Genomic DNA, 26,645 nt, shown 5'->3' on the forward strand with positions numbered 1-26,645 from the left:
TTGCTCCTATCTTTAGCGTTGTCCTATTTCTTTGTGGGGGCGTTCTTATAACACGCTCGCCCCCACCCCCCACCCACCCACCACCCCCCCCCCCCCCCCCCCCCCCACGGCGCGGTACCTGTCAGACGCGCACGACCACCTTGCCGCGGGTGTGGCCCGTCTCGCTGGCCCGGTGTGCCGCCGCCGCTTCGGCCAGGTCGAAGGTCTGTGCGATCTCGACCGACAGCTTGCCGGAGTCGAAGAGCGCGGTGAGCGCGTCGAGGTCCTCGGTGGAGGGGCGCACCCAGACGTAGTGCCCGCCGTGCTCGGTGCGCGCGGTGGCGTCGGCGATCGAGGCGATGGTGCCGCCGTCGGCCAAGAGCTCCGCGCTGGTGGCGACGGCGTCGCCGCCGGCGAAGTCGAGGGCGACGTCGACGCCGTCGGGCGCGATCGCGCGGACGCGGTCGGCCAGCCCGTCGCCGTAGGTCACGGGCTCGGCCCCGAGCCCGCGCAGGAACTCGTGGTTGCGCTCGCTCGCGGTACCGATGACGCGCGCGCCCAGTGCCGTGGCGAGCTGTACGCCGAACGCGCCGACGCCGCCGGCCGCGGCGTGCACCAGCACCGTCTGACCCTCCGTGACCCCGGCACGCCGGATCGCCTGGTAGGCGGTGAGGCCGGCGAGCGGTACCGCCGCCGCCTCCTCGAAGCTCAGGGACGACGGCTTGCGGGCCAGCGTCCGCACGGGCGCCGCGACGAGCTCGGCGAACGTGCCGCCCTTGACCGTGTCCTTGCGCACGTACCCGTACACCTCGTCGCCGACCTGGAACTCCGGGGTGTCCAGGCCGACCTGCTCGACGACGCCCGCGACGTCCCAGCCGGGGATCGCGGGGAGCTCCGTGTCGATCAGGCCCTCCAGGTAGCCCTGGCGGATCTTCCAGTCGACCGGGTTGACCGAGGCGGCCCGGACCCGGACCAGCAGGGTGTCGGGGCCGATGTGCGGGTCCGGCTGCTCCGTGAGCTCGAGGACGTCCGCACTGCCGAACTTCGAGTAGGTGATGGCTCGCATGCCTGCCACAACCCGCCCGGCGGACGCCGGTATTCCGCGGCCGCCGGGTGGGCTGGAGCACGTGCCCCGGTCGCTCAGTGCAACGGCAGGCGCGTGACCCAGTACTCGGTGTCGTCCTCCGGCGTCGTGGTGAACCTGGCGTTCGGCAGGTACAGCGCACCGGCGAAGCGAGCGATGGTGGTGGGCGTGTCGAAGTCGTCGCTGGTCCGCGTCTGCACCACCCGCCCCTCCGACGCCGACCGGTCGAGCCGCACCGTCGCCACCTGGTTGCGGGTGTTCTGCGCGACGTAGAGCGTGCGGCCGGTCCGGAGCATGCCGTCGCCGTTGGTGAGCTGGTCGTCGCCGAGGTCGACCCGGTAGGCATGCCCGTTGGCGGGGTCCACCCGGAAGAGGTCACCGGTCGTCGAGTTCACGACGAGCAGCGACCGGCCGTCGGGCGACGTCGTGATGCCGTTGGCGTTGAATCCGTCGACCTGCTCCCAGTCGCCGTGCAGCGTCAGCTCGTCGAACGTGTCGGTGAGCTGCCCGCCCGGTCCGAGGTGGAGCCGGTGGACCACTGCGCGCTCGGAGTCGGTGAAGTAGGCGTAGTGCTTCGTCACGACGACGTCGTTCACGAAGCCACCGTCGAAGTCGTACGTCGCGAGGACCTCGCCGGTCCGCCCGTCGACGACACGGGCGTCGCCGCCGGTGCCGCCCGAGACGAACAGGCGGCCGCGGGTGTCGACGGTGAGTCCCACCGACGGCGTGCCTGGCCCCTGGCTGATCACCTCGCCCTCGCCGGTCCGCAGGTCGGCGCGATAGATGTCGCCGTCGGCCCGCGAGCCGAACCAGGCGAGCAGGCCCGCCGTCGTGATGCCCTCTGGCTGGAAGGCATCGGGGAGCTCGATCCGGTCCGGGAGCTCGATCCGGGGGAAGGGGTCACGCAGGGCGTGGGCGAGCTGCTGCGTGGGGGAGCTGCTGGGGGTCGCTCCGGGTGCGGCGACTGCTGTCGCCGGGACGGCCGCGAGCGTGAGCGCGGCAAGGATGGCCGTCGGGGCGGCCAGACGCTGGGGGTGTCTGAACATCTCTGTCCTCCGTCCGTCGCACAACACGGTACGTCGACGGTCGGCGAACGGGGAGTAAAGCCATAAAAGTGTGCCAAGCGGCGACGCCCGGCCCCGATGCCCGAACGCCCGTCAGCATCGGGGGATCCAGGGCGTCATCCCTGACCGGGAACCTCGACCACGACGTCGTCCGGCGACTTGTCCGGGCGCCAGCCGCGCCACACCGAGTGCCGCATCCGCCGCTCGCCGGACGCGCTGCCGCTACCCTCCGCCCAGTCGGCGTACGTCACCTCGCCTACCAGCTTGGGCGTCACCCAGCGGGCGTCCGACGCGTCGTCCGACGGAATGCCGGACGCGCCCGGGGTCTTGCGCTCCATGCCCTGCAGCCGGGTGGTGATCTCCCGGCGCTCGCGCTCGGTGAAGCCTGTACCGACCCGTCCGACGTAGCGCAGACCGTCACCGTCGTCGGGCACCGCCATGAGGAGGGAACCCATCACGGAGGTGTTCGCCCGGCCCGGGCGCCAGCCCACGATCACCACCTCCTGCATCGCGCTGTGCTTGAGCTTCAGCCACTCCCGCGAGCGCCGTTCCGCGTAGGTGGAGGTGCGGCGCTTGGCGACGACGCCCTCGAGCCGCAGGGTGCGTGAGGTCCGCATGGCCGAGTCGAGGTCGCCGTCGAACGCGGGCGGCAGGTGGATCGGCGGCCGGGGGGTGAGGAGGGACTCCAGCAGCTCGCGCCGCTCGGTGTAGTTCCGGTCGGTGACGCTCTCGCCGTCGGCCTCCAGGACGTCGAAGAGCATGAGGTCCACCTGGACCCGGCCCCGCGCGCGTGCGACGTCGCGCTCCTTGCGGAGGTTGGCGCGCTGCTGGAGGCGGCGGAAGTCGGGTCGGCCGTCGCGGTCGAGGGCGACGATCTCGCCGTCGAGCACGACGGGCAGCCGGGCGGGGTCGACCTGGCCCGCGAGCGCTGCCAGCTCGGGGAAGGTGACGGTGAGGTCCTGGCCGGAGCGGCTGACCAGGCGCACGGTCTCGGTGTCCTCGACGTGGGCCAGGGTGCGGAACCCGTCCCACTTCATCTCGAACACCCAGCCCTCCGGCTCGACGAGCTCGCCGGCCGCCGCGTTGGTGGCGAGCATGGGCCGCCGCACCTTCTCGCTCTTGCCCGGTCGAGTGCTGGGTCTTCGCCCCGTCCGGCCGGTGGGGGAGGGCGAAGATCCAGCACTCAACGGTTTGGGGGAGCCCGGTTGGGACTTCGTCAGGTGGATCAGCCAGTTGTTCTCGGCGTCGCCGTCGCGGCCGCCGGTGCGGATCAGGGCGAGGCGTCGCGCACCCCGTTCCGCGGAGCGGAGCGTGACGATCACCTCGTCGTCGCGCCATTTCTCCAGCTCGTAGGTGCCGGAGTCCCAGATCGTGACCTCGCCGCCGCCGTACTCGCCGCTCGGGATGGTGCCCTCGAAGGACCCGTACTCGAGGGGGTGGTCCTCGGTCTGGACGGCCAGGTGGTTCTTCGCGGGGTCCGTCGGTTCGCCGCGGGGGAGCGCCCAGCTGACGAGCACGCCGTCGTGCTCCAGGCGGAAGTCCCAGTGGAGGCGGCGGGCGTGGTGTTCCTGGATGACGAATGTGGGCTCGCCGGCGGCCCGTGCGCCGTCGGAGTCGGGGCCGAACGGTTCCGGGGTCTTGGCGGGGTCGCGCTTGGCCCGGTAGGTGCCGAGCTTCTCGAAGGTGGCCAGGCGCTCCGGCGTCGGCTCGAGCGCGGAGAGGTGACCCTCCAGGAGCGGGGCGAGGAGATCGCCGTCGGTCTCGACGCGGGCGACGACCTCGTCGGGCGTGAGCTGGGCCAGGTCCGGGTCGTCGAGCTCCTCCCAGGTTCGGGGCGCGGCGACCCATGGCTCGTCGCGGCCGCGCAGCGAGTAGGGCGCGATGGTGGTCTTGCTGCCGTTGTTCTGGGACCAGTCGACCAGCACCTTGCCCTGCCGCAGGCTCTTGCTCATGTCGCTGACGACGAGGTCGGGATGCTCGGACTCGAGGTAGCGCGCGAGCTCGTGCGCGACGGCGGAGACGGCGTCGGAGTCGAGCCGGGTGTCCTGCGCCTTGCCGAGCGCCGCGTACAGGTGGATGCCCTTGGAGCCCGACGTCACTGGATACGGCTCCAGGCCCATGCCCTGCAGGATCTCGCGCGCCCAGCGGGCGACCTGCGCGCACTCGGGCAGGCCGGCGCCCGGGCCGGGGTCGAGGTCGAGCACCAGGCGGTCCGGGTCGAGGCGCGCGCCCGTGCGGCCGAACTGCCACTGCGGGGTGTGCAGCTCGAGGGTCGCCGTCTGGCCCAGCCAGGTCAGCGTCGCGAGGTCGTTGACCAGCACGTAGTCGTTGGCCGACGTCCTGTGCTGGATCGACCGGCGCTTGACCCAGTCGGGCGTGGAGGCGTCGAGGTTCTTCTGGAAGAACATCTGCCCGCCCGTGCCGTCGGGCCACCGTTTGCGCGTCGCGGGGCGGTTGGCGGCGTGCGGCAGCAGCACGGGCGCGACCTGTGTCAGGTAGTGCAGGACCTCGCCCTTGGTGGTCCCGGACGCGGGGAACAGCACCTTGTCGAGATTGCTCAGGCGGAGGCGATGTCCGTCGACCATGACCGTCTGCTGCGTGGACGCCATCACACCATCGTGCCGCCGGTCGGGTTCTCGTGCCCAGGAGTCACCGAGATCACGTGGTGGGCGGTCGTATCCGCGGCGGGAACTCCGCTAGGCTCCGGCGAGTGATTTCGGACTACCTCGCGAGCGACGCGTTCGCAGCGCCTCTGGCGACTGCGGGCGTCGCCCCGTCGGCCGCCCGGCCTGAGCAGCTCACCGTCTACGGCGCCGAGTGGTGCCGGGACTGCCGCCGCAGCAAGGCGGTGCTCGACGTACGCCGCGTCAGCTACGTCTACGTGGACCTCGCCGCTCAGCCGGCCCGTGCGGACGAGGCCGAGGCGCTGACCGGGCGAAAGACCATCCCGGTGCTGGTCTTCCCCGACGGCGAGCAGCTGGTCGAGCCCACCAACGCGGAGCTCTGCGCGAAGCTGGACCGCGCCGGCCTCTGACACCACCCCGGTTCGTCGGCCCACACCGAAACCTGGGCATGTAGTGCGCTTGGGGCGCACTATAGAAGGATGAGGGCGATCTGGAAGGGCGCCGTGACCTTCGGCCTCGTCAACGTTCCGGTCAAGCTGTACAGCGCGACCGAGGACCACGACGTGTCGCTGCACCAGGTACACGACGCCGACGGTGGACGTATCCGGTACAAGCGTGTGTGCGAGATCGACGGCGAAGTGGTGCCGTACGAGCACATCGACCGCGCCTACGACGACGGTGAGCGCACGGTCGTGCTCACCAAGAAGGACCTCGCCGATCTCCCGGCCGAGCGGGACCGCGAGATCTCGGTGGTGGAGTTCGTGCCCAGCGATCAGATCGACCCGATCATGTTCGACCGGACGTACTACCTCGAGCCGGACTCCAAGTCGACGAAGGCGTACGTGCTGCTGCGTCGCACGCTGGAGGAGACCGAACGCACGGCCATCGTGAAGTTCGCGCTCCGGCAGCGCACCCGGCTGGCCGCGCTGCGCGTGCGCGACGAGGTGCTCGTGCTGCAGACCCTGCTGTGGGCCGACGAGGTCCGCGAGGCCGCGTTCCCCTCACTCGACGAGCCGGCGAAGGTCTCCGACAAGGAGCTCACGATGTCGGCCCAGCTGGTCAGCAGCTTCGAGGCCGACTTCACGCCCGAGGACTACGAGGACGAGTACCAGGTACAGCTGCGCAAGCTCGTCGAGGCGAAGCTCGAGGCCGGCGAGACGGTCGACACCGCGGCGACGTTCGGCGAGGAGGCCGAGGAAGCGGGCGAGGGCGCTGAGGTGGTCGACCTGATGGAGGCGCTCAAGCGCAGCGTCGCTGAGTCGAAGTCGAAGTCCGGTTCGAAGTCCGAGTCGCGGTCGAAGCCGAAGTCGAAGCCGAAGTCGAAGTCCCAGAAGGCGGGCTGACCGGCCTCGTCCGGTCGGCTCGCGGCAGCTGGCTCGGGGCTGGCGGGGGCTTCGTGGCAGCCGTGCCGCCAGATGCTACGTGGCCAGTCGGGCCGCCAGGCCGCGTTCGCCCGCCCGCATCACGTGTGCGTGCGCGCGCGCCAACGGTCCGGGGCTGATTCGGGCAGCGGCGCGGAACCAGACAGGTACGGGGGACACCTGCCAGAGGAGCGTTACCTCGGTGGCGCCGGGGGTGGCCGTCGCGGACACCGTCACGTCGGCGCGGCCCGACAGGTCGCCCGAGACGTCCAGGCCTGCACGGCCGGGCTCGCCGTCGGACGGCGCCGTCGTGCGCACCAGGTCGAGCCGGAACCGCAATGCGTACCCGAGCGGGCTGCGGACGCGGAGGTGCGCCCACGTCCCGGGTGCGGCCAGACCGTCCGGTCCGACGACGGAGTGGGTTGCGGCGGCGGTCAGCCCGGGCCACCAGTCCGGCCAGGTGAACCGGGGGTCGGCGAGCAGGGGCCACACCTGCGCCACGGGTGCGGCCGGGCGCCAGACCGACTCGAGGGCGAACACCGGGCTATCGTGCCGGTCCTGGCGCCGAGCGCCGAGCCGCCGGGCCGTCGAGCCGCAAGTTGGATGTCTCAGCCTGGGGTCGGGCCTGGGTCGAGCCGCACGTTAGGTCTGAAACTGGCCGTCGAGCCGCATGTTGGGCGTGGACCTGGCGGTCGAGCCGAACGTTGCATGTCTCAACGGGCGGTTGGTGACGTGTTCTCTGCGGTTCGGCGTCCGGGATCGTTGTTATGTTGCGGTTCGGCGCACCCGGTGCCGGATGACCGAGCGCGACCGACCCCACCACCCCGCCGACCCCGCCGGACCCGCCGGACCCGCCGGACCGCCCGACCCCACCCCGCGCCCAGCCCACCCGACCCACCGAGCCCACCACCCGGAGCGGCGGCACGCAGCGGCCGCCGCCCATGAAAAGGTAGGACCGATGAGCCGTCCGAACCCGCCCCGCTGGCTGCGCTGGACCCTTGCCGGCGTGGCAGCAGCCGTCGTGTGCCTCACGTTCGGCGTCACGACCGCCAGGGCAGACCTCAGCCTCGGCCCGCACGAGGCCACGTACGGGGTCACTGCCAACGACAAGCTGCTCGCCGACCTCGGCCCGCTCGGCACCGTCGTGACGGACTCCCCGCTGCCGCTCAACCTCGGCGTGCGCATCACCGTGCACGAGATCCCCGCGGACCTCTCCGCCGTGGACACGGCAAGCTTCGACGCGCTCTCCGGCGACCTCGACGGGTATCTCCAGTTCTTCGACACCCCGCAGCAGACGGTGCGCACCGTGACGTGGGCACTGGTGTGGGACGCGGCCCGTGGGACAGGGGCGGCCGCTCTCGTGCTGGGCGCTGCCGTCCTCGGCCTGCGGGCACTGCTGGGTACTGCCCGACGGCGGGACCTCGCCCGGGCCCTGGTGCCCCGCACCTGGGAGATCACGGGCGCCGTGCTCGTCGCCGTGCTCGTGGCCAGCACCGCCACCTCGAGCGCGGGTCCCGAGGAGCGGGCGTCGCTGCCCGCCTCGCCGGTGTTCGAGGGGACCGCCCTCGAGGGCGCGCGCATCACCGGTCGGCTGGCCGGCGTCATCGACACCTACAGCGGCCAGCTGGTGGAGACCTATCAGGCCAACGAGGTCTTCTACGCCGGAGCGCGGGAGAAGCTGAACGAAGCCTGGGACGCGCGGGCCGCCCAGCAGGAGGCCGCGGAGGCCGCGCAGGGCCCCACGGCGTCGGACAGCCCCGAGAGCACCGACTACGTGACGTTCCTCCTGGTCTCCGACCTGCACTGCAACACGGGCATGAGCTCCCTCATCCGGGACCTCGCCGGGAGGGTGGGGCCGGATGTCATGCTCAACGCCGGGGACACAACCATCAACGGTACGAGCGTGGAATCCGTCTGTGTCGACTCGTTCGCGTCGGCCGTGCCCGACGGAGTCCCGTTCGTGGTCTCGGACGGCAACCACGACTCCCGCCTGACCACGGCGACGGAGTTGGCGAACGGCCAGATCGTGCTCGACGGTGACGTGGTCGAGGTGGAGGGCGTACGGATCCTCGGCGACCGGGACCCGCTGGAGACGCGGATCGGCAGCGGCACGGTGATCGCCCGTGAGGAGACTCCCGAGGAGGCCGGCGAGCGCCTGCGCGACGTCGCGTGCGAGGCGGCGGGGGAGGCCGGCCTCGGTGGGTACACCGCGGAGGACCGGGTGGACCTGCTGCTGATCCACCAGCCCGCCGTCGGCGACGCGGCGCTGGAGTCCGGCTGCGTGCCGTTCCAGATCTCCGGGCACATGCACACGCGGATCGGGCCGAAGGTCGTGGGGTACGGCGTGCGGTACGTCAACGCGAGCACCGGTGGCGCGTCGAAGGGCAACACGTCGGTGGGTCCGTTGCGGGACTCCTCGGAGATGACGGTGCTGCGGTTCGACCCGGAGCGGCGCCGCTTTGTGGACTGGCAGCTGGTCGAGGTCACCCCGGAGGGGGAGGCGTCGGTGAGCGAGCGCAAGCCGATCCCGCCGCCGCTCCCGTTGCCCGACGAGGTGCCGGGTGACACCGCGGAGGGTGTGATGTCCGGCACCGGGCGGACGCCGTCGCCGCCGCCGTCCGGCAACTAGGCTCGGGGCGTGGACATCGCAACCGACCCGGCCGAGCTGACGCCCGTCGCCCAGGACTACCTGAAGGCGGTGTGGTCCGCGCAGGAGTGGTCGGACGAGAAGGTGACCACCAAGCATCTTGCCGACCGGCTCGGGGTGGGCGCGTCAACGGTCTCGGAGACGGTGCGCCGACTCTCCGGGCAGGGCCTGCTGGAGCACGAGCGGTACGGTGCGATCCGGCTGACCGACGACGGCCGGCGTCTCGCCCTGGCGATGGTGCGCAGGCACCGGCTCCTGGAGACGTTCCTGGTGGACCAGCTCGGGTACGGCTGGGACGAGGTGCACGACGAGGCCGAGGTGCTGGAGCACGCCGTCTCGGACGTCTTCGTCGAGCGCATGGCCGAGCGCCTCGGCAACCCCTCGCGCGACCCGCACGGTGACCCGATCCCGGCCGCCGACGGAACGGTCGTCCGGCCTGACGCCGTGCCGTTGTCGTCCATGCACGCCGGCGACGTCGGCACCGTCGTGCGCATCTCCGACGCGGACCCCGACGCGCTGCGCTATCTCGCGGAGCTCGGCCTGGACCTGGACATGCGGGTGGAGGTCACGACGCGGCGCGAGTTCGCCGGCACGGTCGCCGTGAGCTGGACCTGCCCCGCAGCCCTGCCGGAGCGGGTCGGCGACGTCCAGGCCTCCGGGGGGCTGCCCGGTGCGGTCGAGCGGGTGGCCGATCTCGGCCTGCTGGCGGCCTCCCGCGTGTGGGTGGCGCAGGGGTAGACCCCATGGCGACCAGCTCACCACAGCCTGCCTCCGATGAGACGGCCGGCGCCCGCTCGATGCGCAGGGCGGCACCCGCGCTCGTCGCGCTCGCGGTCGGCGGCTTCACCATCGGCACCACCGAGTTCGCCGCGATGGGCCTGCTGCCCGACGTCGGTGCGGACCTCGGCGCGACGGACCCGCAGGTGGGCCACACCATCACCGCGTACGCGCTCGGCGTCGTCGTCGGGGCGCCGCTGCTGACCGTGGCCGCGGCGCGGATGTCGCGCAAGCGGCTGCTGCTCGCGCTCATGGGCGCCTACACGCTCGCGAACGTGCTGTCCGCGGCGGCGCCGGACATCGGCTGGCTCGTGGTGGGGCGGTTCTTCGCGGGTCTGCCGCACGGTGCGTTCTTCGGCGTCGGCGCGGCGGTGGGGGCCGCCGTCGCCGGCCGGGCCCAGCGGGGGCGGGCCGTCGCGATGATGATGACCGGCCTGACCATCGCGAACGTCATCGGCGTGCCCCTGTCCACCTGGGTGGGGCAGGTCTTCGGGTGGCGTACGTCCTACGTGCTGATCGGCGCGCTCGGGATCGTCACGCTGCTGGGACTGTGGCGGCTCGTGCCGGACTCTGCCGGCGGCCCAGGACGTTCCGTGCGCACGGAGCTGGCCACCCTGCGGAACGCACCTCTGTGGTTCGCGTTCTCCGCGGGCGCCATCGGGTTCGGCGGGATGTTCGCCGTCTACACCTACGTGGCCCCCACCATGACCGGCGTGACCGGTCTGCCTGGCGGCGCGGTGCCGTGGGTGCTCGCGCTGTTCGGCGTCGGTATGACGGTGGGGACGCAGATCGGCGGCCGGCTCGCCGACCGCGGCGTGCTGCGTGCGGTGCTGATCGGCTTCGTGGCGACGGCGGCGTCACTGGCGCTGTTCGCCCTGACCGGCGCCTCGGTGGTGCCCGCCCTGGCCTCCCTGTTCCTGCTCGGCGTCACCTCGCAGATGCTGGGCCTTGCCTTCCAGACCAGGCTGATGGACCTGGCGCCCGGCGCGTCGTCGCTGGGGGCGGCGCTGTGCCACGCGGGGCTCAACGTGGCCAACGGCGCGGGGGCCTTCCTCGGCGGCGTGGTCATCGACGCCGGCTGGGGCTACCTCGCGCCCGCCTGGGCCGGGGTAGGGGTCACCCTGCTGGGCCTCGGCATGATCCTGGCGTTCGGGCGGCAGCGGGTGGCGCATCAGCCCGCGGTGACAACTTTGTGACCCAGGATCCAGCATTGTCCCAGTCTCCGCCGGTAGGGTGGGGCAGGTGACTGGGACAGGGGCGACCACGACGTCGTCGGAGAGCTCGATGAACGATGAGAACGACGTCGCCGCGCCGGGGGCCAGACCTCTCAGCGGCCGGACCATGGGGCTGCTTCTCGTGGTGCTGGGCGGGGTCGGGTTCGGCGCCGCGATGTGGCTCGCCGTCGAGAAGTACCTGGCGTTCATCGATCCCGACCGGGTGGCGTCGTGCACCATCAACCTGTTCGTCACGTGCAGCGCCGCCATGGACTCCTGGCAGGGCGCGCTGCTCGGCTTCCCGAACCCCTATCTGGGTCTTGCGGCGTTCCCGGTCGTCATCACCACGGGCGTCGTGCTGCTGACCGGTGCGCGGCTGCCGCGCTGGTACTGGATGTCGCTGCTGGCCGGAACGGTGGTGGGCCAGGCGCTCATCTTCTTCCTGATGTGGACCAGCTTCTACGCGATCGTCGCCCTGTGCCCGGCCTGCATGGTCGTGTGGACCATCATGTGGCCGTTGCTCTGGTACCAGGTGGTGCGAGGCGCGCAGTCCGGCGACCTGCGTGTCGGCGAGGGCCTGCGGAACGCGATCGTGGGCAACCACGCCATCATCCTGGTGATCGGCTACGTCGCGGCCGTGGCGTGGCTGATGCTCGCGGTGGGCTCGGACCTGTTCGCGTCGTTCTGACGTCTGCCGTTCTGCCGCGAGGTCCGCTTCCACCACGCCCTAGGCATGCTCTCGGCTGCCGGGGCAGGCCTGAGGGCGTGGTCGAAGCGGATCTTGCCGTCAGCGGCGCAGCGACTCGCGCAGCGCCCTGCCCTCGCTGCCCGACGGCGGCGCGTAGCCCAGCAGCGCCGAGATCGTCGGCGCGATGTCGATGTGCCGCGGTGCCCGGGGATGCGCACCCGGTCGGACCCCCGCCCCGGCCAGGACCAGCGGGACGCGCAGCTCGGTGGTCGAGCCGTGCCGCCCGGACGGTCCCGCCGGCGTCGTGCCGAACGACCAGCCCGGCTCTGGCTCGACGAGCAGGTCGCCGTAGTGCGGGCTCATGCGCATGCGCCGCTGGTCGGCCTTGTCGAAGACGTCCCGCACCTGGGGGAGCGCCGTCAGCGCCCGCTCCAGCCGGCGGACTGCCGCAGGGTCGCCCGCCTGTTCGCCGATGATCCGTACGTCCGCGACCCCGCCGACGACGATCGCGACGTCCGTGCCGGGAGCCGGCGACTGACCGCTGGTGAGGACCTGCGGGGTGAAGCCGGCGGCCTCGACCGCGGCGAGCCCCTCGGCGCGGAAGCCCTTGTCGAAGGTCGTCATGCCGTGGTCGCCCGTGATGACGAACGCGGTGCGGCCGTAGGTGCCGGCATCCTTCGTGGCCGCCACGATCCGCCCGATCTGGCGGTCGATCTCCGTCAGGGCGCCGGGGATCCGCGGGTCCTCGGCGCCGCCCTCGTGCCCTATCGCGTCGAGCGTGTCGCAGTAGACGGTCATGAGCTCTGGGATGCCGTTCGCGGTCACCAGCTGCCCGCCCGAGCTGACGGGCTCGCCGCGCAGCACGGCGACGGCGTCGTCGGTACGGCGGGAGCAGTCGCCGCCGGGCTGCGTGTAGAGGCCGTCGGGGTCGCCGTAGGTGACGCCGTAGTTCTGCAGGATGAACCACTGCGCGGAGAAGACGGTGCCGCCCTGCTCGCGGACCGACTGCGCGATGGTGGGCACGGCGAGGTCGCGCTGCTGGCCGCGCGCCGTGTTCGTCTCGGTGTTGAACCAGTAGGCCGTGTTGCGGTGGGTCTCGGGCCAGGCGCCGGTCGCCACCGACGACCAGGACGGGTTGGTGATCGAGGTCATCACGCCGGTCGACGTCGTGACGCTGCCGCGGTGCAGGAGGCGCCGCAGGTTCGGCATGGGGGCTGATCCGTCACGGACCAGGTCGAGGTACTCGACGTCGAACCCGTCGAGCGCCAGGAAGACCACGTGGTCGGCTGGGCTTCTGCCGGCGGGGCCGGCCTCGTCCGTCGGTGACGGCGCGGCTACTGCGGTCGGGGCCGTCCACACGACGGTGGCGGCGATGCTGGCGGCGAGGAGCTTTCGCAACGAGGGCATCATGCGGGCAATTCGAGCACTCGGGCGGACAATTTCGGGGGAGGTGCGGGCGAATGTCGGATGAACCTTCACCCTGTGGACGACCGAGAGCCGAGGGTAGGCGCAGTCGCTAGACTCAGCCGCGTGACAATGCCCGACGCCCCCGAGCGCACCGCGTCTTCGGACGAGCCCCGTTTCCGCTACACCCCAGCCCTCGCGCAGCAGATCGAGCTGCGCTGGCAGGACATCTGGGAGGAGCGTGGAACCTTCCACGCGGCGAACCCGCAGGGGCGACTTACGGGGCCGGGCGGGAGCCCGGCGAGCGGCGACCCGTACTTCATCATGGACATGTTCCCGTACCCATCGGGTGCGGGCCTGCACGTGGGTCACCCGCTGGGCTTCATCGCCACCGACGTCGTCGGCCGGTTCCGCCGGATGTGCGGCGACAACGTGCTGCACACCATGGGCTTCGACGCGTTCGGCCTGCCTGCCGAGCAGTACGCCGTGCAGACGGGAGAGCACCCGCGCCTGGTCACCGAGCGCAACATCGTCACCTACAAGCGGCAGCTCCGCCGCGCGGGCCTCGCGCACGACCCACGCCGCTCGTTCGCCACGATCGACCCCGAGTACGTCCGCTGGACCCAGTGGATCTTCCTCCAGATCTTCGAGTCCTGGTACGACGAGGACGCACAGCGGCCCGACGGCGGGCGCGGGCGCGCCCGGCGGATCAGCGAGCTGCGCGACGAGCTGGCGTCGGGCGCACGTCCCGTACCCGGCCACGAGGGGGACAACACGGGCGGCGCCGTCTGGGCGGCGCTGAGCGAGGGGCAGCGGCGCGACGTCGTGGACGCGCAGCGGCTGGCCTACGTGGACTCCTCGCCGGTGAACTGGGCGCCCGGCCTCGGTACCGTGCTGGCGAACGAGGAGGTCACCAGCGACGGCCGGTCCGAGCGCGGCAACTTCCCGGTGTTCACCAAGAACCTGCGCCAGTGGAAGATGCGCATCACCGCGTACGCGGACCGCCTGACCGACGACCTGGAGCTCATCGACTGGCCGGAGAAGGTCAAGTCGATGCAGCGCAACTGGATCGGCCGGTCCACCGGAGCCGCCGTGCGGTTCGACGTGGTGGGCACCGCCGAGTACGACCCGGCCGGTGCGGGTGGCAGCCTCGAGGTGTTCACGACGCGTCCGGACACGCTGTTCGGCGCGACCTTCATGGTCGTGGCCCCCGAGCACCCGCTGCTCGACGAGGTGCCTGTCGCCTGGCCGGAGGGCACCCGCCCGGCGTGGACCGGTGGCTACGAGACGCCGGGCGAGGCCGTCGCCGCCTACCGGCGTGAGTCCGCCGCGAAGACCGCCGTGGAGCGGCAGGCCGACGCGGGCAAGAAGACCGGCGTGTTCACGGGTCACCTGGCCGTGAACCCGGTGACGGGTACGTCCGTCCCGGTGTTCACCGCCGACTACGTGCTCATGGGCTACGGCACCGGCGCGATCATGGCCGTGCCGGGCGGCGACGAGCGCGACTTCGCGTTCGCCGAGGCCTACGACCTGCCGGTGATCCACACGGTCGAGCCCAAGGGTGGCCTCCCGGAGGGGCACGTCGGCGCCTACACCGACGACGGCGTCGCGGTCCGCTCCTCGAACGACGAGGTCTCCCTGGACGGGCTCGGCGTGACCGAGGCCAAGGCGCGGATCATCGAGTGGCTCGAGGTCAAGGGCATCGGCGAGGGCACCACCACCTACCGCCTGAACGACTGGCTGTTCTCCCGCCAGCGCTACTGGGGCGAGCCCTTCCCCGTGGTGTGGGACGAGCAGGACCGCCCGATGGCGCTGCCGGACTCGATGCTGCCCGTGGAGCTGCCCGAGGTGCCCGACTTCTCGCCGCGCACGTTCGAGCCCGACGACGCGGCCTCGGAGCCGGAGGCGCCGCTCGGCCGCAACGAGGACTGGGTCAACGTCGAGCTCGACCTCGGCGACGGCGCGAAGACCTACCGCCGTGACACGAACACCATGCCGAACTGGGCCGGCTCGTGCTGGTACTACCTGCGCTACCTGGACCCGACCGACACGGCGCACGCCGTGGACCCGGAGCTCGAGAAGTACTGGCTGGGCCCGCGGCACAACCCGACGTCGGGCCCGGCGGGCGGTGTCGACCTGTACGTCGGCGGCGTGGAGCACGCGGTGCTGCACCTGCTGTACGCACGGTTCTGGCACAAGGTCCTGTTCGACCTGGGCTTCGTGTCGAGTCTTGAGCCGTTCGGCAAGCTCTTCAACCAGGGGTACATCCAGGCGTACGCGTTCACCGACGCGCGCGGTGTGTACGTCCCGGCCGCCGAGGTCGATGGTGACGAGCAGACCGGTTTCACCTGGCGCGGCGAGCCCGTGAACCGCGAGTACGGCAAGATCGGCAAGTCGCTGAAGAACGTCGTCTCGCCCGACGAGATGTACGAGGCGTACGGCGCCGACACGTTCCGGGTCTACGAGATGTCGATGGGCCCGCTCGACCAGTCACGTCCGTGGAACACCCGCGACGTCGTCGGCTCGCAGCGGTTCCTGCAGCGGCTGTGGCGCAACGTCGTCTCGGAGGAGACCGGCGAGCTCACGGTGACCGACGACGAGCCCGACACCGCCACCCTGCGGGCCGTGCACCGCACCATCGCAGACGTCAGCGTCGAGATGGAGAGCATGCGGCCCAACACGGCGATCGCGAAGCTCATCACGCTGAACAACCACCTCACGGGGCTGGACTCGGTTCCGCGTGCCGCCGTCGAGCCGCTGGTCCTGATGACGGCGCCCGTCGCGCCGCACATCGCGGAGGAGCTGTGGTCCCGGCTCGGTCATGAGGAGTCGCTGGCGCACGCGCCGTTCCCGACGGCCGACGCCGCGTACCTCGTCCAGGACACGGTGACCTGCGTGGTCCAGGTCCAGGGCAAGGTGCGGGCCCGGTTCGAGGTCGCCCCGGACATCTCCGCGGAGGACCTGGAGGCGGCGGCGCTCGGCGAGCCGAACGTGGTCAAGTTCCTGGACGGCCGCGGCGTCCGCAAGGTCATAGTCCGCGCCCCGAACTTGGTCAACATAGTCCCGGCCTAGTTGCCCGGTCCTTCCCGACCACGGTCCTCCCTCTGGACCATGGTCGGCTCCAGACCTATAGTGAGAGAGCGCAAGAGGGAGAGATCCTGAGCGCCCTGCCTTCAGCCCCCGCACAGTCGGGGGCTGTCGTGCGTCTACGGCTCCCAGAGCCGGTCGTGCACCGGGACATTCTCCAGAGCGGACCAGAGGCCTTTGTTCGCAGCGGCCGAGCGCTCGTCGCGGTCGACCCCATCCGCCAGCCGCTGATAGAGAAAGGCGACGAGGCCAGCCGCTTGAACGAGGCGGCTACCTGCTGAAGAGACGAAGTAGACCGTGTCCGCAATGCGCTGTGGCTTGCCTCGATATCCCCAGATGCGTTCGCGGCGTGCCGTGCGCAACGCGGCTTGAGCACTCTTCGCGGTTCTGTGCTCGTCAGCGATCACCACAAGGTCCTCGCCGTGACGGTTGGCGTATCGGTTCAGCTTCTCCAGGAGATGGAGGAGGACCGTGATGTGTTCGTCGTGCTGGTCGGCATAGCGGTCTCGGAACCCCTTCCGGTCCAGCCCTTCGATCCAGATGCCCTCCGCGTGCTTCGCGGTCACGTCGAGTGCTTGCCGGTAGATCGAGATGCGAGCTCGCACCACCGGTTTGAGAGGTGCCCAGTCCTGTGTAGCACCGAACAGATCATGGCCATGAAGCTCGACGTCGGCGTCGATCCCCGTGAACGAATCAGCTGCCCTGGCCACGACGACGTCGAGCTGCTCAGCGAACTCGCGCACGTTGGCGGCGCGTACGACAAGCCCCACCGTCCTGTAGCACCGAACATTCGACGTCTCGTCTATGTAAGCGAAGAGCACGACCGAGTTTCACACGCTCGACCGGCATGCGCCCGCTGAGACCGAGGTTCCCATCAGCGGCGGCGGGTGCCGAAGAGCGAGCGCGTCAGCTCGCGGACCAGGACCGTGCCTGCCGTCTTCGCCAGCGAACCCATCACACGGTTCCGGTCCCGGGTCGCCTTCTCCTTGTGCCGCGCCTCGGCCTTCTCGCGCGTGGTGGCCTCCTTCTCGAGCCGGGCGCGCTCCTTGGCGAGCTCCTGCTGGTCCCCGGCCGCCGCCGTCTCCCCGTCGGCAGCGGCGCGTCCGGCGGCCTGCTCCTGCGCCTTCGCCTGGAGCAGCTCGAACGCTGACTCCGCGTCGACCGCTGTGCCGTACTTCGCCTGGCCCGGTGAGGCCGCCACGACCCGGTCGATCTCTCCGGCGGACGCAGGCTCCATCGCGGCCTGCGGTGCCCGGACGCGAGTCCAGGCCACGGGTGACGGCGCGCCTCGTTCGGTCAGCACGGTGACCACCGCCTCGCCGGTGCCCAGCTCCTGCAGCAGCCGCTCCAGGTCGTACGGCGACTTCGGGAACGTGCGGGCGGCGGCACGGAGCGCCGTGGCGTCGTCGGGCGTGAACGCCCGCAGCGCGTGCTGCACCCGGTTGCCGAGCTGCGCCAGGACGTCGGACGGCACGTCCTTCGGGGACTGCGTGACGAAGAAGACGCCGACGCCCTTGGACCGGATCAGCCGGACCGTCTGCACGACCTGCTGCAGGAAGTCCTTCGAGGCGTCCGCGAACAGCAGGTGGGCCTCGTCGAAGAAGAACACGAGCTTCGGCTTGTCGGCGTCACCCACCTCCGGCAGTTCCTGGAACAGGTCTGCGAGCAGCCACATCAGGAAGGTCGAGAACAGCTGCGGCCGGTCCTGGACGGCCGGCAGCTCCAGCACGCTCAGTACGCCGAGGTCGCCCTTGGCGGCTATCAGGTCCGACGTCGAGAACGCCGGCTCACCGAAGAACACGTCGGCGCCCTGCCCCTCCAGACCGACGATCTCCCGCAGGATGACGCCGGCCGTGGCCGCGGAGACCCCGCCGATGCCCTTGAGCTCTGCCTTCCCCTCGTCGGAGGTCAGGTGGGCGATCACCGACTGCAGGTCCTTGAGGTCCAGGAGGGCCAGACCCTTCTTGTCGGCCCAGTGGAAGATCAGCGTGAGGCTGGACTCCTGCGTCTCGTTGAGGCCGAGCACCTTCGACATCAGCAGCGGCCCGAAGTCGGTGACCGTGGTGCGGATCGGTACTCCCTTGCCGATCCCGCCCAGGGAGTAGAACTCGACCGGGTACTGGGTGGGCGTCCAGTCCTGCCCGACGCTCGCCGCGCGCTCCATGACCTTCGGGCTGTCGGTGCCGGGGAGCGCGAGCCCGGACAGGTCACCCTTGACGTCCGCGAGAAAGACGGGCACACCGGCCAGGGAGAGCCCTTCGGCCATACCCTGCAGAGTCTTCGTCTTGCCGGTTCCCGTTGCGCCGGCCACGAGCCCGTGGCGGTTCAGCATCGACAGCGCGAAACCTACCTGGACCTTCGGGTTCGGGGCGGGGTCCCGGCCGGGTTCGCCTTCGAGCAGGGCGCCCAGCGGCAGCGTGGCCTCCGCCGAGTAGCCGGCTGCCACCTCGGCCGCGTAACCCTGCGGGGGCGTCCCACCTGGTGTCCCGCCCGGCGCCTCGGGCGCGGCGGTGGCCCGCGCGGTGGCTTGTGCCGCCGTTCGCTCGGCATCCTCGAGAGCCTTCTGGGCTGCGGCGGCCGCCTCGCGCAGTGCGGCAAGATCCGGCGTCGATGCATCGGGCATGTCTCGGATGCTAAGTCCGCCTCGGGCGGTTCGCGCGGGGAGGCCGCCGCGGTTTCGCCGTCCGGTTCCTCGCGCGGATAGAGTGGCGCGGTCATGCGCACCCGACGTCGTCCTTCCAGCCCGGCTCCCCAGGAGGTGCGGGTCGTCACCGACTCGACCGCCTGCTTGCCCGCCGGTCTGGCGGGCGGTCCGGTCGTGGTGCCCCTGCGTGTCCTGGTCGGCGACGAGGCCTACGCCGAGGGCGAGGACATCACCCCCGAGCGGCTCGCCGAGCTGGTTGCCGACGGCGCGCAGGTGACTACCTCGCAGCCGCCTCCGGAGGCGTTCGCCGCCGTCTACCGCAGCCTCGGTGAGGAGGGCGCCCGGTCCATCGTCTCGGTGCACCTGTCCGGCGCCCTGTCCGGCACGGTGGGCTCGGCGGGGACGGCTGCCGCGCGGTCGCCGCTGCAGGTGCGTGCCGTGGACTCGCGTACGGGCGCAGCGGGCCTCGGGTTCGCCGCCCGCGCGGCGGCGGAGTGCGCCGCAGCCGGGGCCGACGCCGCCCATGTCGCCGCCCGGGCCATCGAGGTCGCCGGCACGGCGAACGCAGTGTTCGTCGTCGACACCCTGGAGCACCTGCGCCGCGGCGGACGGCTCTCCGGGCCTGCCGCGGCGCTCGGCACGGTCCTGGGGGTCAAGCCGATCCTGCGGTTGTCCGACGGCGTGGTGGAGCTCTCCCAGCGGGTGCGCACGCGTGCTGTCGGTGCCGAACGGCTGCTGGAGCAGGCCGCCGGCTTCGTCGCCGAGGCGAAGCGGCCGGTGGTCGCCGTGCACCACTTCGGTGCGTACGAGCGAGCACTCGCGCTGGCCGGTCGCTTGCACACCCGTACACGGGCGGAGGTCGAGGTCACACCGCTGAGCGCCGTGCTGGGCGTGCACGTGGGACCCGGAACGCTCGCCGTCGTCGTGGCGGACCTGGGCGACCACTCGCACTGAGCCGCTGGTCGCCGATCCTCGCCGATCTTCGCCGTGGTCGGTAGAACGTCAGATGATCGGTCGCCCGGGCGACCGATCATCTGACGTCCTGCCGATCATTCCACCGGTACGGATCAGCCGGCGAGGACCTCGCGCAGCTTCGCCGCGAACTCGACGGGCTTGTCGGCGGGCTGGCCGTACTCGCCGCCGCTGAACCCGCCGTGGCCGCCCGGGAAGACGACCGGCTCGGTACCGAGGCGCGCGGCCGCCCCCCGAGCGGCGCGGCCCGTCATCTGCTCGCCGGTGTCTTCGCCGACACCCACCACCACTCGCGGAGCGCCCGCCGCGATGGTCTCGTAGCGCGGTTCGTACGGCGGCAGCACCAGCATGTTGACGCCGAACATCAGGTCGTCGCGGGAGCCGTCGTCCTCGGTCGGCAGGCCGAATGCCGCCGGGTCGGGGTCGGGCTGCTTCGCGTGGTCCGCGGTCAGCTCGCCCTCGGCCATGAGCACCGTGATGAACTTCGCCATGGCGGCACCGAAGCCCTTGGCCTGGTAGGTGTCGTGCATGCCGGTCATGGCGGCGGCCATCGCGTCGCGGTCGGGGAGTACGCTGGCCAGGGGCGGCTCGTGCGCCACGACGGTCCGGAGGTCCGCGGGATGGGTCGCGGCGAGCTCCAGTGCCACGACGGCGCCGCCGCTGGAGGCGAACAGGTCGACCGGTCCGCCGCCCACCGCGCCGATGATGCGGTGCACGTCGTCGGCGTGGGTGGCGACGCCGGGCAGCTCCGTCTCGGTGGCCAGGTCTCGCGTGCTGCGCTCGACACCACGCGGGTCGTACGTCACGACGGTCCGGTCGGTGAAGTGCCCGGCGAGCGTGCTGAAGCCCTCCGCTCCCATCGGGAGGCCGATCAGCACCAGGGGGACCTCGTCGGTCGGCGCTGCGGCCTCGCGCACGTCATAGGTGAGGACGCCGCTCGGCGCGTCGAGGGTGAAGGTCTTCTTGTCGGTCATCGTGTGGCTCCAGATCGTGCGCCTCGGCCCGGCCGGGGTGGCTCAGGCTCTCACTGCCAGGTCTGACGAAGGTGCGGGGAAGAACTCATCGGCGCACGTCGGAGAATCCATCGTGCGAGCACACAGACCCTCGGCACGGCCCGGTGCGGCGACGAGCGCGACCACAGGAGACGGCTTTCGCGGTCTGTGCACAGCAGAGCACTCGTGGCCCACCGGAGGGTGCGACGCGCGCCTAGCGTCCTGAGTCATGCAGCCAGAGACCGCCCAGCAGCGACTTCCCGACCCGTGGCCGTTCAGCCCGGTGCTCGGGTCCGGCGACGGGGCCGACCTGCCGTCCGCGCCCGATCAGCCCGCGCCCACCCGACCCGTCGCCGGGGACCGAGCAGGGGCGGACACCGACGAGCTCGTGGCCCGGCTCCGCGCCCGGCGGTCCGCCTCCGGGGTGGCGGCTGCGTACGCGGCGGCGCACGGTCATCCGACCGACCCCCGGGTCGAGCAAGGAGCTCGCAGATGGGCACTGACCGGCACGACGGCGGTGGTCGCCGTCGTGGCCGTGCTCCTGCTCGGCGTCGGCGTGGCGGTGCTGTCGCTGCGCGGCGACGGCGTCGAGCCGCTGGCGGGGGTGACAGCGGACGCGAGCACCGCGGGCGGCGAGCCCGTGGGCCAGCAGCACGGCGGAGGGCCGGAGAGCACGTCCGCCACGGGCGCCCCTGCGCCGGCCGCACCCGATTCCGATGGCGGGCCGGACGCAGACCCGGAGCCCAGCGGGGCAGCCGGCGGGCTGCTCGTGCACGTCGTCGGCCAGGTGGCCGAGCCAGGTCTGGTCACCGTGCCCGACGGCGCCCGCGTGGCCGATGCGCTGCGGGCAGCCGGCGGCGCCACCGGCAAAGCGGATCTGACGGTCGTCAACCTGGCCCGCGCGGTCGTCGACGGCGAGCAGCTGTACGTGCCGAGGCCGGGGGAGCCGGTGCCTGGCCCCGCACCCGGCACCGGCGACGCGCCGGACACCGGCACAGGGTCGGCGGCGGGCGGCACCGTCGACATCAACGCGGCGGACGCGTCGGCGCTGGAGGAGCTCCCCGGCGTCGGGCCGTCGATCGCGCAGGCGATCGTCGAGTGGCGCGAGACCAACGGGCCGTTCGCGAGCGTCGACGAGCTGGAGGACGTGCCGGGCATCGGGCCGGCCACGCTCGACGAGATCCGGGAGAGCGCGCGGGTCGGGCCATGATCGACCTGCGGATGGTCCCGGCGGCCCTGGCCGTCTGGGCCGCGGCGTGGCTGCTGACCGGCCCAGGGGTCGCCTGGAGCGCCTCGGCGACGTGGATCGCCGCGGCTGTCGTGGCGGCGGCCTGCCTTACCTTGACGGCATCGGCATCGGCATCCACATCGGCAGCGCTGCCGCGCCGCGCCGCCTGGTCAACCCTCGCGCACGCGGCGCTCGTGGCGGCCTGCGTGCTCGCGGTCACGGCTTCCGCGCACGTCCAGCTGGCCGGCCGGGCGCCCCTCGCCGAGCTCGCCGGGCAGCGAGTGAGCGCGACGCTCACCGGCGTCGTCGTCTCCCAGCCGGAGCTGTTCTCGTTCGCCCCGGGGCCGCCAGGAACAGGGCAGCACCGCTGGGTGCTCGCGGCCCGTGCGGTCGATGCCCGGGGCGTCGCTTCGGCGGCCCGAGCACACGTCCAGGTCCTGTCGACCACAGCGCCGCGGTACGGGGCGACCGTGACCGTGTCGGGTGCGCTACGGCCCGCCGACGCAGGCGCCGCGGAGACCGCCCGGCTGGCCGCCGACGGCGCGCGGGAGATCCGCGCCCCGCCGTCGGCCCTGCGCGTGCTCGACACCCACCGCACCGCGCTCCTCGACGTGACCGACCCGCTGCCCGCGCAGGCGCGCGGGCTGGTACCGGGCGCCGCCATCGGCGACACCACGCGTCTCCCGGAAGACCTGGCCGAGGAGATGAGAGCGACCGGCCTGACGCACATCACGGCCGTCTCGGGCGGCCACTTCGCCGTGGTCGTCGCCGTCCTGACCCTGCTCTGCTCGCTCGCCCGGCTCCCGAGACCGGCCAGGGTGGCGCTCGTCGCGCTCGCCTCCCTCACCTTCGTGGCGCTCGTCCGTCCGGAGCCCGCGGTGCTCCGCGCGGCGGTCATGGCGGCGTTCGCGCTGACAGGAGTCGCGATCGGGCGGCCGGCGCAGTCGGTCCCGGCGCTCGCCGCGTCGGTCGTCGGGCTGCTGGTCGTCGACCCGTGGCTCGCCCGCTCCTTCGGGTTCGTGCTCTCCGCGGCGGCGACCGCGGGCCTCGTGCTGCTCGCGGCACCGCTGGCGGCCCGGCTCGCGCCCTGGACAGGGGACGCCGCGGCGTTCGCCCTGGCGGTCCCGCTCGCAGCGCAGGCGGCGTGCGGCCCGGTGCTGGTGCTGCTCGACCCGACGGTGTCCACGGTGTCGGTGCTCGCGAACCTGCTCGCCGCACCGGCGCTGGTGCCTGCGACGGTGCTCGGGCTGGTCACGACGATCCTCGCACCAGGGCTGCCGACCCTCGCCGGGCTCGTGGCCTGGGCGGCGAGCGCCGCCACCTGGTGGATCGCCGGGGTGGCGCACTGGTGCGCCGCGCTCCCAGGCGCGCTGGTCCCCTGGCCGGGCGGGCCACAGGGGGCGCTGCTGCTGGGCGCGCTCACCGCAGTGGTGCTCTGGGCGGTGCTGCGGCGCGCTCCCCGCCGGGGCTGGCCCGAGTCGTGGCGTGCGGCGGCACGTTCGAGCCTGCGCGAGGTGCTCGGCTCGCGGCGTCGGCGGTTCGGCCGGGCCCGCTTCGTCGCAGTCGTGGCGGCGGGTTCGGTGGTGGCGCTGGTGGTCGTGGTGGCAGTACCGCGACTCGCCGCTCGTTCAGGGATGCCGGCGGACTGGCGGGTGGTGGCGTGCGACGTCGGGCAGGGCGACGCGCTGGCGCTGCGTACGGGGCCGACGTCGGCGGTGGTGGTCGACGTGGGGCCGAAGGGGCCTGCGGCGGGCCGGTGCCTGGACCAGCTCGGCGTCACTAGGGTCGACCTGCTGGTGCTCAGTCACTTCCACGCGGACCATGTGGGTGGCCTCGAGCCGGTGCTGGCAGGGCGGGAGGTGGCTGCCGCGCTCGTGTCCCCGGTTCCCGAACCTGCTGCTAAAGCCGCGGCGACCGAGGCGGCGCTGGCGGCAGCGGGGGTGCCGGTACGGACGGCGCAGGCCGGCGACCGGGGCAGTGCCGGTGCGCTGACGTGGGAGGTCCTGTTGGCGGGGGCCGGCGAGGGGGCCAACGACTCGAGCGTCGTGCTCGCTGCCCGGACCGCCGGGCTGGACGTGCTGACGCTCGGCGACCTGGAGGACGCGGGCCAGGCGGATCTGGTCCCGCTGGTGGACCCTGCTGACGTCGTCAAGGTGGCCCATCACGGCTCGGCGGTGCAGTCGCGCGCCCTGGCGGAGCGGGTACGGCCGGCGGTCGCGCTCGTCTCGTCGGGCAGGGACAACGACTACGGTCATCCGACCGACGAGGCTCTCGATCTGTATGCGGGCGTGGGCGCCGCGGTGGTCCGGACCGACGAGTGCGGCACGGTGGCGCTCGTGGTGCGGGGGCAGGAGGTGTCCCTGGCGGGCTGTTGACGGCGATGTCCCGGCCGACTGACGTGCGATGGGACCGGAACCGCCAGGTCAGGCTGCCACGCCCCGGGCGGCAGCGCCACACATCGCGAAACGTTGCGGATCCTGCGCGCGGCTCTACCGTGGGGAGTGTCGGAGAGTTCCGTCATCACGTTCCAGGGGGGCTTCGTGGTTGATCTCAAGCTCACGGCCCGGCGGTATCGCCGGACCATCGCGATAACCGCGGCAGCTGCTCTGCTCGTTCCGGTAGCGGCGCTCAGCGCCGTCGGGCGGGACCAGGCGACCGCCGAGCTCCAGCTTCGACAGGAGCTCCTGGCGGAGTCCGTCGTCACCGACGTCTCGGAGGCAGAACAGGTGGTCCGGGTCGACGTCGCCGCGGATCCGGAGGCAGCGGGCGCCTGGCTCGAGGAGTCGGGTGAGGTGCTGGACGGCTGGACCGTCGTCGTCGAGGGCATGGACACCAAGGCGGGGGAGGAGCGCGCACGGCTCGACGCCGAGGCCGTCGCGGGCGACCCGCCACCTGCCGCCGAACCCTGTCCCGAGACCCCGCAGGCGACGCGTTCCACCGACGGTTCCACGACTCCCTACCTGGGCTGCGAGCCGGCGGGTGGCGTCCAGTCCACCGCTCGGTCGGTCGAGGAGGGCGCGTCCAGCACCACGCTGGCCAAGGCGGTCGACGAGGTGCTCGCGTCCCACCTGCCGGGCGCGGACCTGCCGCCCACCACGGTGCGGATCGTCAAGGGCGAGGCGAGAGTCGACGTCGCGGCCGGGTTCGAGCAGGCGCTGGCCGACACCGGGGTGCCCCCGGGCGACGTCTGGCAGGCGCTGCTGTTCACCGCGCACAGCAACGGCGCCATCGACTCGGTGAAGTTCACGCTCGACGGGGACTGTCTAGCCTTCGCGTACGCGACGGGCGGGGACATGTGCGCCTCGACCGACCTGCCGATCGAGCTGGGCTGAAGGGGATGATGACGATGCGTGCGACGCTCCGCCGGGTCCTGTCCCTGTTCGCGGCCCTCGCGCTCGCCGGTGGCGGGCTGCTGGCCGTGGCCCCGACCGCGGCCGCTGACGTGACCTACGTGCCCGACGACTGGAACGGCAAGGTGATCTACCTGTCCCAGGCTTGCCACGACCGCGGCGACACGGTGTGCCATACGAACACGGGCTGCGACGGGTTCAGCGAGAACGTGAACGCCCGCTGGGTAGCGGGATCGGCCGCTGCCCAACATGGCACGGCCCGGTTGAACCTGCTGGAACGTGGCTACAAGGTGATTCGGGGGAACGGCCTGGCCAGGTCGAACATCGCGAACTCGAACAGGGCGGGCGCGGACCTGCACGTGCCGATCCACTCCAACGCGATCAACAAGGCGTGCGAGACCGGCTACTCGAAGGACCGGTACGGCACCCACGTCTTGTACGTGTCGTCGGCCGGCAAGGAGTGCGCGCAGATCATGAAGACGCGCGTGGGTGCGAGCAGCCCGGGCACGAACGACTCCCGGCGGTACCGGACCGACCTGGGCGAGCTGAACCAGACCAACGCGGTGGCCTGCTACCTGGAGATGGAGTACCACGTGTGGAACCGCGGCGTGCAGTGGATGCGGGACCGCAGCGGCTGGTCCTGGCGGATCGCCCTCAGCGTCGACGAGTACCTGGGCTACCCGTGATGCGCGCGCGGCTGTTCGTGCCGGTCGCCGCTGTCGTGCTCGCCCTGGTGGCGTGCACGGGAGCCCCCGAGAGCCCAGGGCCGTCGGGATCTCCGCAGGGTGCGGGAGCGCAGGGCGCCCCGAGAGCGAGCTCGACGCCGGAGGCGACGGAGCCGTCCGACGATCCGGCCATCACCGTCCGGGCAGCCGACGGCACCTGGGTGGTGCGCGGAACGGGCTTCTCGGGCGGCAACCAGTACCTGGTCCAGTGCACCGGCGGCACGACGGCGGGGGCGAGCGCCCTCGACGAGTGCGACATGTCGACGAGCGAGCAGGTGGTCGCCGACGAGCGCGGACGGATCTCGGCGACGCGGCCGGCCAGGGCGTTCGTCAACGTCGGCGCCGTGTCCGAGGTGGACTGCACGGAAGACCCCTGCGCGCTGGCTGTCGCCGACCTCGCCGACGTCGTGCTCGCGGCAGCCGCCGCCCCGCTGCCCGACGGCGCCGAGCCACCCGACGCGCCAGCTATCGTGCTGTCCGAGCTGAAGCTCGGAGCCGAGAAGGGCCGCGTCACGGTGACGGGCACCGGCTACGCCAAGGGCACGGCAGTCCGGATCGTGCAGTGTGCCACCACGTCGGACGGCGGGGTGGACGGGGACAACTGTCTGTACGACGACGGCAAGCGCGTCGTCGCCGATGACTCGGGCTCCGTGGTCGCGCGGCTACCGGTCCAGCGCGAGATCGAGCTGGTCGGCGGGGGTGTGGCCGACTGCGCCGTGGCGGACGCGTGCGTGGTCGCGAACGCGTGGACCGACGGCGCACGGATGGCGAGGGCCGAGCTGCTCTGGGAGTAGACGGCCGCTGT

The 26,645-nt window shown here is 72.1% G+C and carries 21 protein-coding genes; 13 read left to right on the forward strand and 8 right to left on the reverse strand.

Annotated features, from left to right (window positions below; all coding sequences use genetic code 11):
- Positions 1-121: 121 nt before the first annotated feature.
- The 3 genes from AB0F40_RS13525 to AB0F40_RS13535 form a co-directional block, all read right to left on the reverse strand.
- Positions 122-1,045: an NADP-dependent oxidoreductase gene (locus tag AB0F40_RS13525; protein WP_357467898.1), complete on the reverse strand. Its 924-nt coding sequence runs from the start codon at positions 1,043-1,045 to the stop codon at positions 122-124.
- A gap of 74 nt (positions 1,046-1,119) precedes the next feature.
- Positions 1,120-2,109, reverse strand: coding sequence for a hypothetical protein (locus AB0F40_RS13530; RefSeq protein ID WP_357467900.1), 990 nt, complete (start codon positions 2,107-2,109; stop codon positions 1,120-1,122).
- A gap of 134 nt (positions 2,110-2,243) precedes the next feature.
- Positions 2,244-4,736 carry an ATP-dependent DNA ligase gene (locus AB0F40_RS13535; RefSeq protein WP_357467903.1) on the reverse strand — a complete coding sequence of 831 codons (2,493 nt, stop codon included), beginning with the start codon at positions 4,734-4,736 and terminating at the stop codon, positions 2,244-2,246.
- Between the two features lie 101 nt (positions 4,737-4,837).
- Between AB0F40_RS13535 and AB0F40_RS13540 the strand changes: the two genes are divergently transcribed.
- Positions 4,838-5,161 (forward strand): glutaredoxin family protein, encoded by a 324-nt coding sequence (locus AB0F40_RS13540; RefSeq protein ID WP_357467906.1) that lies wholly within the window; start codon positions 4,838-4,840, stop codon positions 5,159-5,161.
- 69 nt (positions 5,162-5,230) lie between these two features.
- A complete protein-coding gene (locus tag AB0F40_RS13545) occupies positions 5,231-6,094 on the forward strand; it encodes a Ku protein (protein ID WP_357467909.1) in 864 nt (287 codons plus the stop codon).
- A gap of 75 nt (positions 6,095-6,169) precedes the next feature.
- Here the strand turns inward: AB0F40_RS13545 and AB0F40_RS13550 are convergent, their stop codons facing one another.
- Complete coding sequence (locus tag AB0F40_RS13550) at positions 6,170-6,652, reverse strand: SRPBCC family protein (RefSeq protein WP_357467912.1); 483 nt, start codon at positions 6,650-6,652, stop codon at positions 6,170-6,172.
- A gap of 418 nt (positions 6,653-7,070) precedes the next feature.
- Between AB0F40_RS13550 and AB0F40_RS13555 the strand changes: the two genes are divergently transcribed.
- The 4 genes from AB0F40_RS13555 to AB0F40_RS13570 all read left to right on the forward strand — a co-directional run bounded on the left by AB0F40_RS13555 (position 7,071) and on the right by AB0F40_RS13570 (position 11,438).
- Complete coding sequence (locus AB0F40_RS13555) at positions 7,071-8,741, forward strand: metallophosphoesterase (protein ID WP_357467915.1); 1,671 nt, start codon at positions 7,071-7,073, stop codon at positions 8,739-8,741.
- Positions 8,742-8,750: 9 nt separating this feature from the next.
- On the forward strand, positions 8,751-9,497 hold the full coding sequence (locus AB0F40_RS13560) for a metal-dependent transcriptional regulator (protein ID WP_357467918.1): 747 nt from the start codon (positions 8,751-8,753) through the stop codon (positions 9,495-9,497).
- A 5-nt stretch (positions 9,498-9,502) separates the two neighbouring features.
- A complete protein-coding gene (locus AB0F40_RS13565; protein ID WP_357467920.1) occupies positions 9,503-10,732 on the forward strand; it encodes an MFS transporter in 1,230 nt (409 codons plus the stop codon).
- A gap of 88 nt (positions 10,733-10,820) precedes the next feature.
- Positions 10,821-11,438 carry a vitamin K epoxide reductase family protein gene (locus AB0F40_RS13570; protein ID WP_357467923.1) on the forward strand — a complete coding sequence of 206 codons (618 nt, stop codon included), beginning with the start codon at positions 10,821-10,823 and terminating at the stop codon, positions 11,436-11,438.
- Between the two features lie 99 nt (positions 11,439-11,537).
- On the opposite strand, the gene AB0F40_RS13575 is transcribed toward AB0F40_RS13570, so the two are convergent.
- Entirely contained in the window at positions 11,538-12,836 is a 1,299-nt protein-coding gene (locus tag AB0F40_RS13575) for an alkaline phosphatase family protein (protein ID WP_357467925.1), read from the reverse strand.
- Between the two features lie 138 nt (positions 12,837-12,974).
- On the opposite strand from AB0F40_RS13575, the gene leuS reads away from it, so the two are divergent.
- Positions 12,975-15,914, forward strand: a complete 2,940-nt coding sequence (gene leuS, locus AB0F40_RS13580; RefSeq protein ID WP_357468060.1) for a leucine--tRNA ligase — start codon at positions 12,975-12,977, stop codon at positions 15,912-15,914.
- 134 nt (positions 15,915-16,048) lie between these two features.
- Here the strand turns inward: leuS and AB0F40_RS13585 are convergent, their stop codons facing one another.
- Both AB0F40_RS13585 and AB0F40_RS13590 read right to left on the reverse strand, forming a co-directional pair.
- Positions 16,049-16,750: a DUF3800 domain-containing protein gene (locus tag AB0F40_RS13585; RefSeq protein WP_357467928.1), complete on the reverse strand. Its 702-nt coding sequence runs from the start codon at positions 16,748-16,750 to the stop codon at positions 16,049-16,051.
- A 53-nt stretch (positions 16,751-16,803) separates the two neighbouring features.
- On the reverse strand, positions 16,804-18,552 hold the full coding sequence (locus AB0F40_RS13590; RefSeq protein ID WP_357467931.1) for a helicase HerA-like domain-containing protein: 1,749 nt from the start codon (positions 18,550-18,552) through the stop codon (positions 16,804-16,806).
- Between the two features lie 93 nt (positions 18,553-18,645).
- Between AB0F40_RS13590 and AB0F40_RS13595 the strand changes: the two genes are divergently transcribed.
- Positions 18,646-19,527 carry a DegV family protein gene (locus AB0F40_RS13595; RefSeq protein WP_357467934.1) on the forward strand — a complete coding sequence of 294 codons (882 nt, stop codon included), beginning with the start codon at positions 18,646-18,648 and terminating at the stop codon, positions 19,525-19,527.
- 113 nt (positions 19,528-19,640) lie between these two features.
- Here the strand turns inward: AB0F40_RS13595 and AB0F40_RS13600 are convergent, their stop codons facing one another.
- A complete protein-coding gene (locus AB0F40_RS13600) occupies positions 19,641-20,519 on the reverse strand; it encodes an alpha/beta fold hydrolase (RefSeq protein WP_357467937.1) in 879 nt (292 codons plus the stop codon).
- 247 nt (positions 20,520-20,766) lie between these two features.
- Here AB0F40_RS13600 and AB0F40_RS13605 point away from each other — a divergent pair, with 247 nt between their 5' ends.
- From AB0F40_RS13605 to AB0F40_RS13625, 5 genes are all read left to right on the forward strand, one after another.
- Entirely contained in the window at positions 20,767-21,747 is a 981-nt protein-coding gene (locus AB0F40_RS13605) for a ComEA family DNA-binding protein (RefSeq protein WP_357467940.1), read from the forward strand.
- Complete coding sequence (locus tag AB0F40_RS13610) at positions 21,744-24,140, forward strand: ComEC/Rec2 family competence protein (RefSeq protein WP_357467943.1); 2,397 nt, start codon at positions 21,744-21,746, stop codon at positions 24,138-24,140. Before AB0F40_RS13605 ends, AB0F40_RS13610 begins: the two co-directional genes overlap by 4 nt.
- Positions 24,141-24,305: 165 nt before the next feature.
- Positions 24,306-25,097, forward strand: coding sequence for a hypothetical protein (locus tag AB0F40_RS13615; RefSeq protein WP_357467946.1), 792 nt, complete (start codon positions 24,306-24,308; stop codon positions 25,095-25,097).
- Positions 25,098-25,111: 14 nt separating this feature from the next.
- Positions 25,112-25,801 carry a hypothetical protein gene (locus AB0F40_RS13620; protein WP_357467949.1) on the forward strand — a complete coding sequence of 230 codons (690 nt, stop codon included), beginning with the start codon at positions 25,112-25,114 and terminating at the stop codon, positions 25,799-25,801.
- Positions 25,801-26,634, forward strand: coding sequence for a neocarzinostatin apoprotein domain-containing protein (locus AB0F40_RS13625; RefSeq protein WP_357467952.1), 834 nt, complete (start codon positions 25,801-25,803; stop codon positions 26,632-26,634). Before AB0F40_RS13620 ends, AB0F40_RS13625 begins: the two co-directional genes overlap by 1 nt.
- Positions 26,635-26,645: the final 11 nt, after the last annotated feature.

The sequence above is a fragment of the Promicromonospora sp. NPDC023987 genome (assembly GCF_040639055.1).
In the GTDB taxonomy this organism is placed as follows: Bacteria; Actinomycetota; Actinomycetes; order Actinomycetales; family Cellulomonadaceae; genus Promicromonospora.

Excerpts from the sequence above, each read along its gene's own strand:
- AB0F40_RS13535 (WP_357467903.1), bottom strand. The coding sequence starts at position 4,736 with ATGGCGTCCACGCAGCAGACGGTCATGGTCGACGGACATCGCCTCCGC.
- leuS (WP_357468060.1), top strand. The coding sequence starts at position 12,975 with ATGCCCGACGCCCCCGAGCGCACCGCGTCTTCGGACGAGCCCCGTTTC.
- AB0F40_RS13620 (WP_357467949.1), top strand. The coding sequence starts at position 25,112 with ATGCGTGCGACGCTCCGCCGGGTCCTGTCCCTGTTCGCGGCCCTCGCG.
- AB0F40_RS13555 (WP_357467915.1), top strand. The coding sequence starts at position 7,071 with ATGAGCCGTCCGAACCCGCCCCGCTGGCTGCGCTGGACCCTTGCCGGC.
- AB0F40_RS13625 (WP_357467952.1), top strand. The coding sequence starts at position 25,801 with ATGCGCGCGCGGCTGTTCGTGCCGGTCGCCGCTGTCGTGCTCGCCCTG.
- AB0F40_RS13565 (WP_357467920.1), top strand. The coding sequence starts at position 9,503 with ATGGCGACCAGCTCACCACAGCCTGCCTCCGATGAGACGGCCGGCGCC.
- AB0F40_RS13590 (WP_357467931.1), bottom strand. The coding sequence starts at position 18,552 with ATGCCCGATGCATCGACGCCGGATCTTGCCGCACTGCGCGAGGCGGCC.
- AB0F40_RS13595 (WP_357467934.1), top strand. The coding sequence starts at position 18,646 with ATGCGCACCCGACGTCGTCCTTCCAGCCCGGCTCCCCAGGAGGTGCGG.
- AB0F40_RS13610 (WP_357467943.1), top strand. The coding sequence starts at position 21,744 with ATGATCGACCTGCGGATGGTCCCGGCGGCCCTGGCCGTCTGGGCCGCG.
- AB0F40_RS13600 (WP_357467937.1), bottom strand. The coding sequence starts at position 20,519 with ATGACCGACAAGAAGACCTTCACCCTCGACGCGCCGAGCGGCGTCCTC.
- AB0F40_RS13525 (WP_357467898.1), bottom strand. The coding sequence starts at position 1,045 with ATGCGAGCCATCACCTACTCGAAGTTCGGCAGTGCGGACGTCCTCGAG.
- AB0F40_RS13605 (WP_357467940.1), top strand. The coding sequence starts at position 20,767 with ATGCAGCCAGAGACCGCCCAGCAGCGACTTCCCGACCCGTGGCCGTTC.
- AB0F40_RS13545 (WP_357467909.1), top strand. The coding sequence starts at position 5,231 with ATGAGGGCGATCTGGAAGGGCGCCGTGACCTTCGGCCTCGTCAACGTT.
- AB0F40_RS13530 (WP_357467900.1), bottom strand. The coding sequence starts at position 2,109 with ATGTTCAGACACCCCCAGCGTCTGGCCGCCCCGACGGCCATCCTTGCC.
- AB0F40_RS13570 (WP_357467923.1), top strand. The coding sequence starts at position 10,821 with ATGAACGATGAGAACGACGTCGCCGCGCCGGGGGCCAGACCTCTCAGC.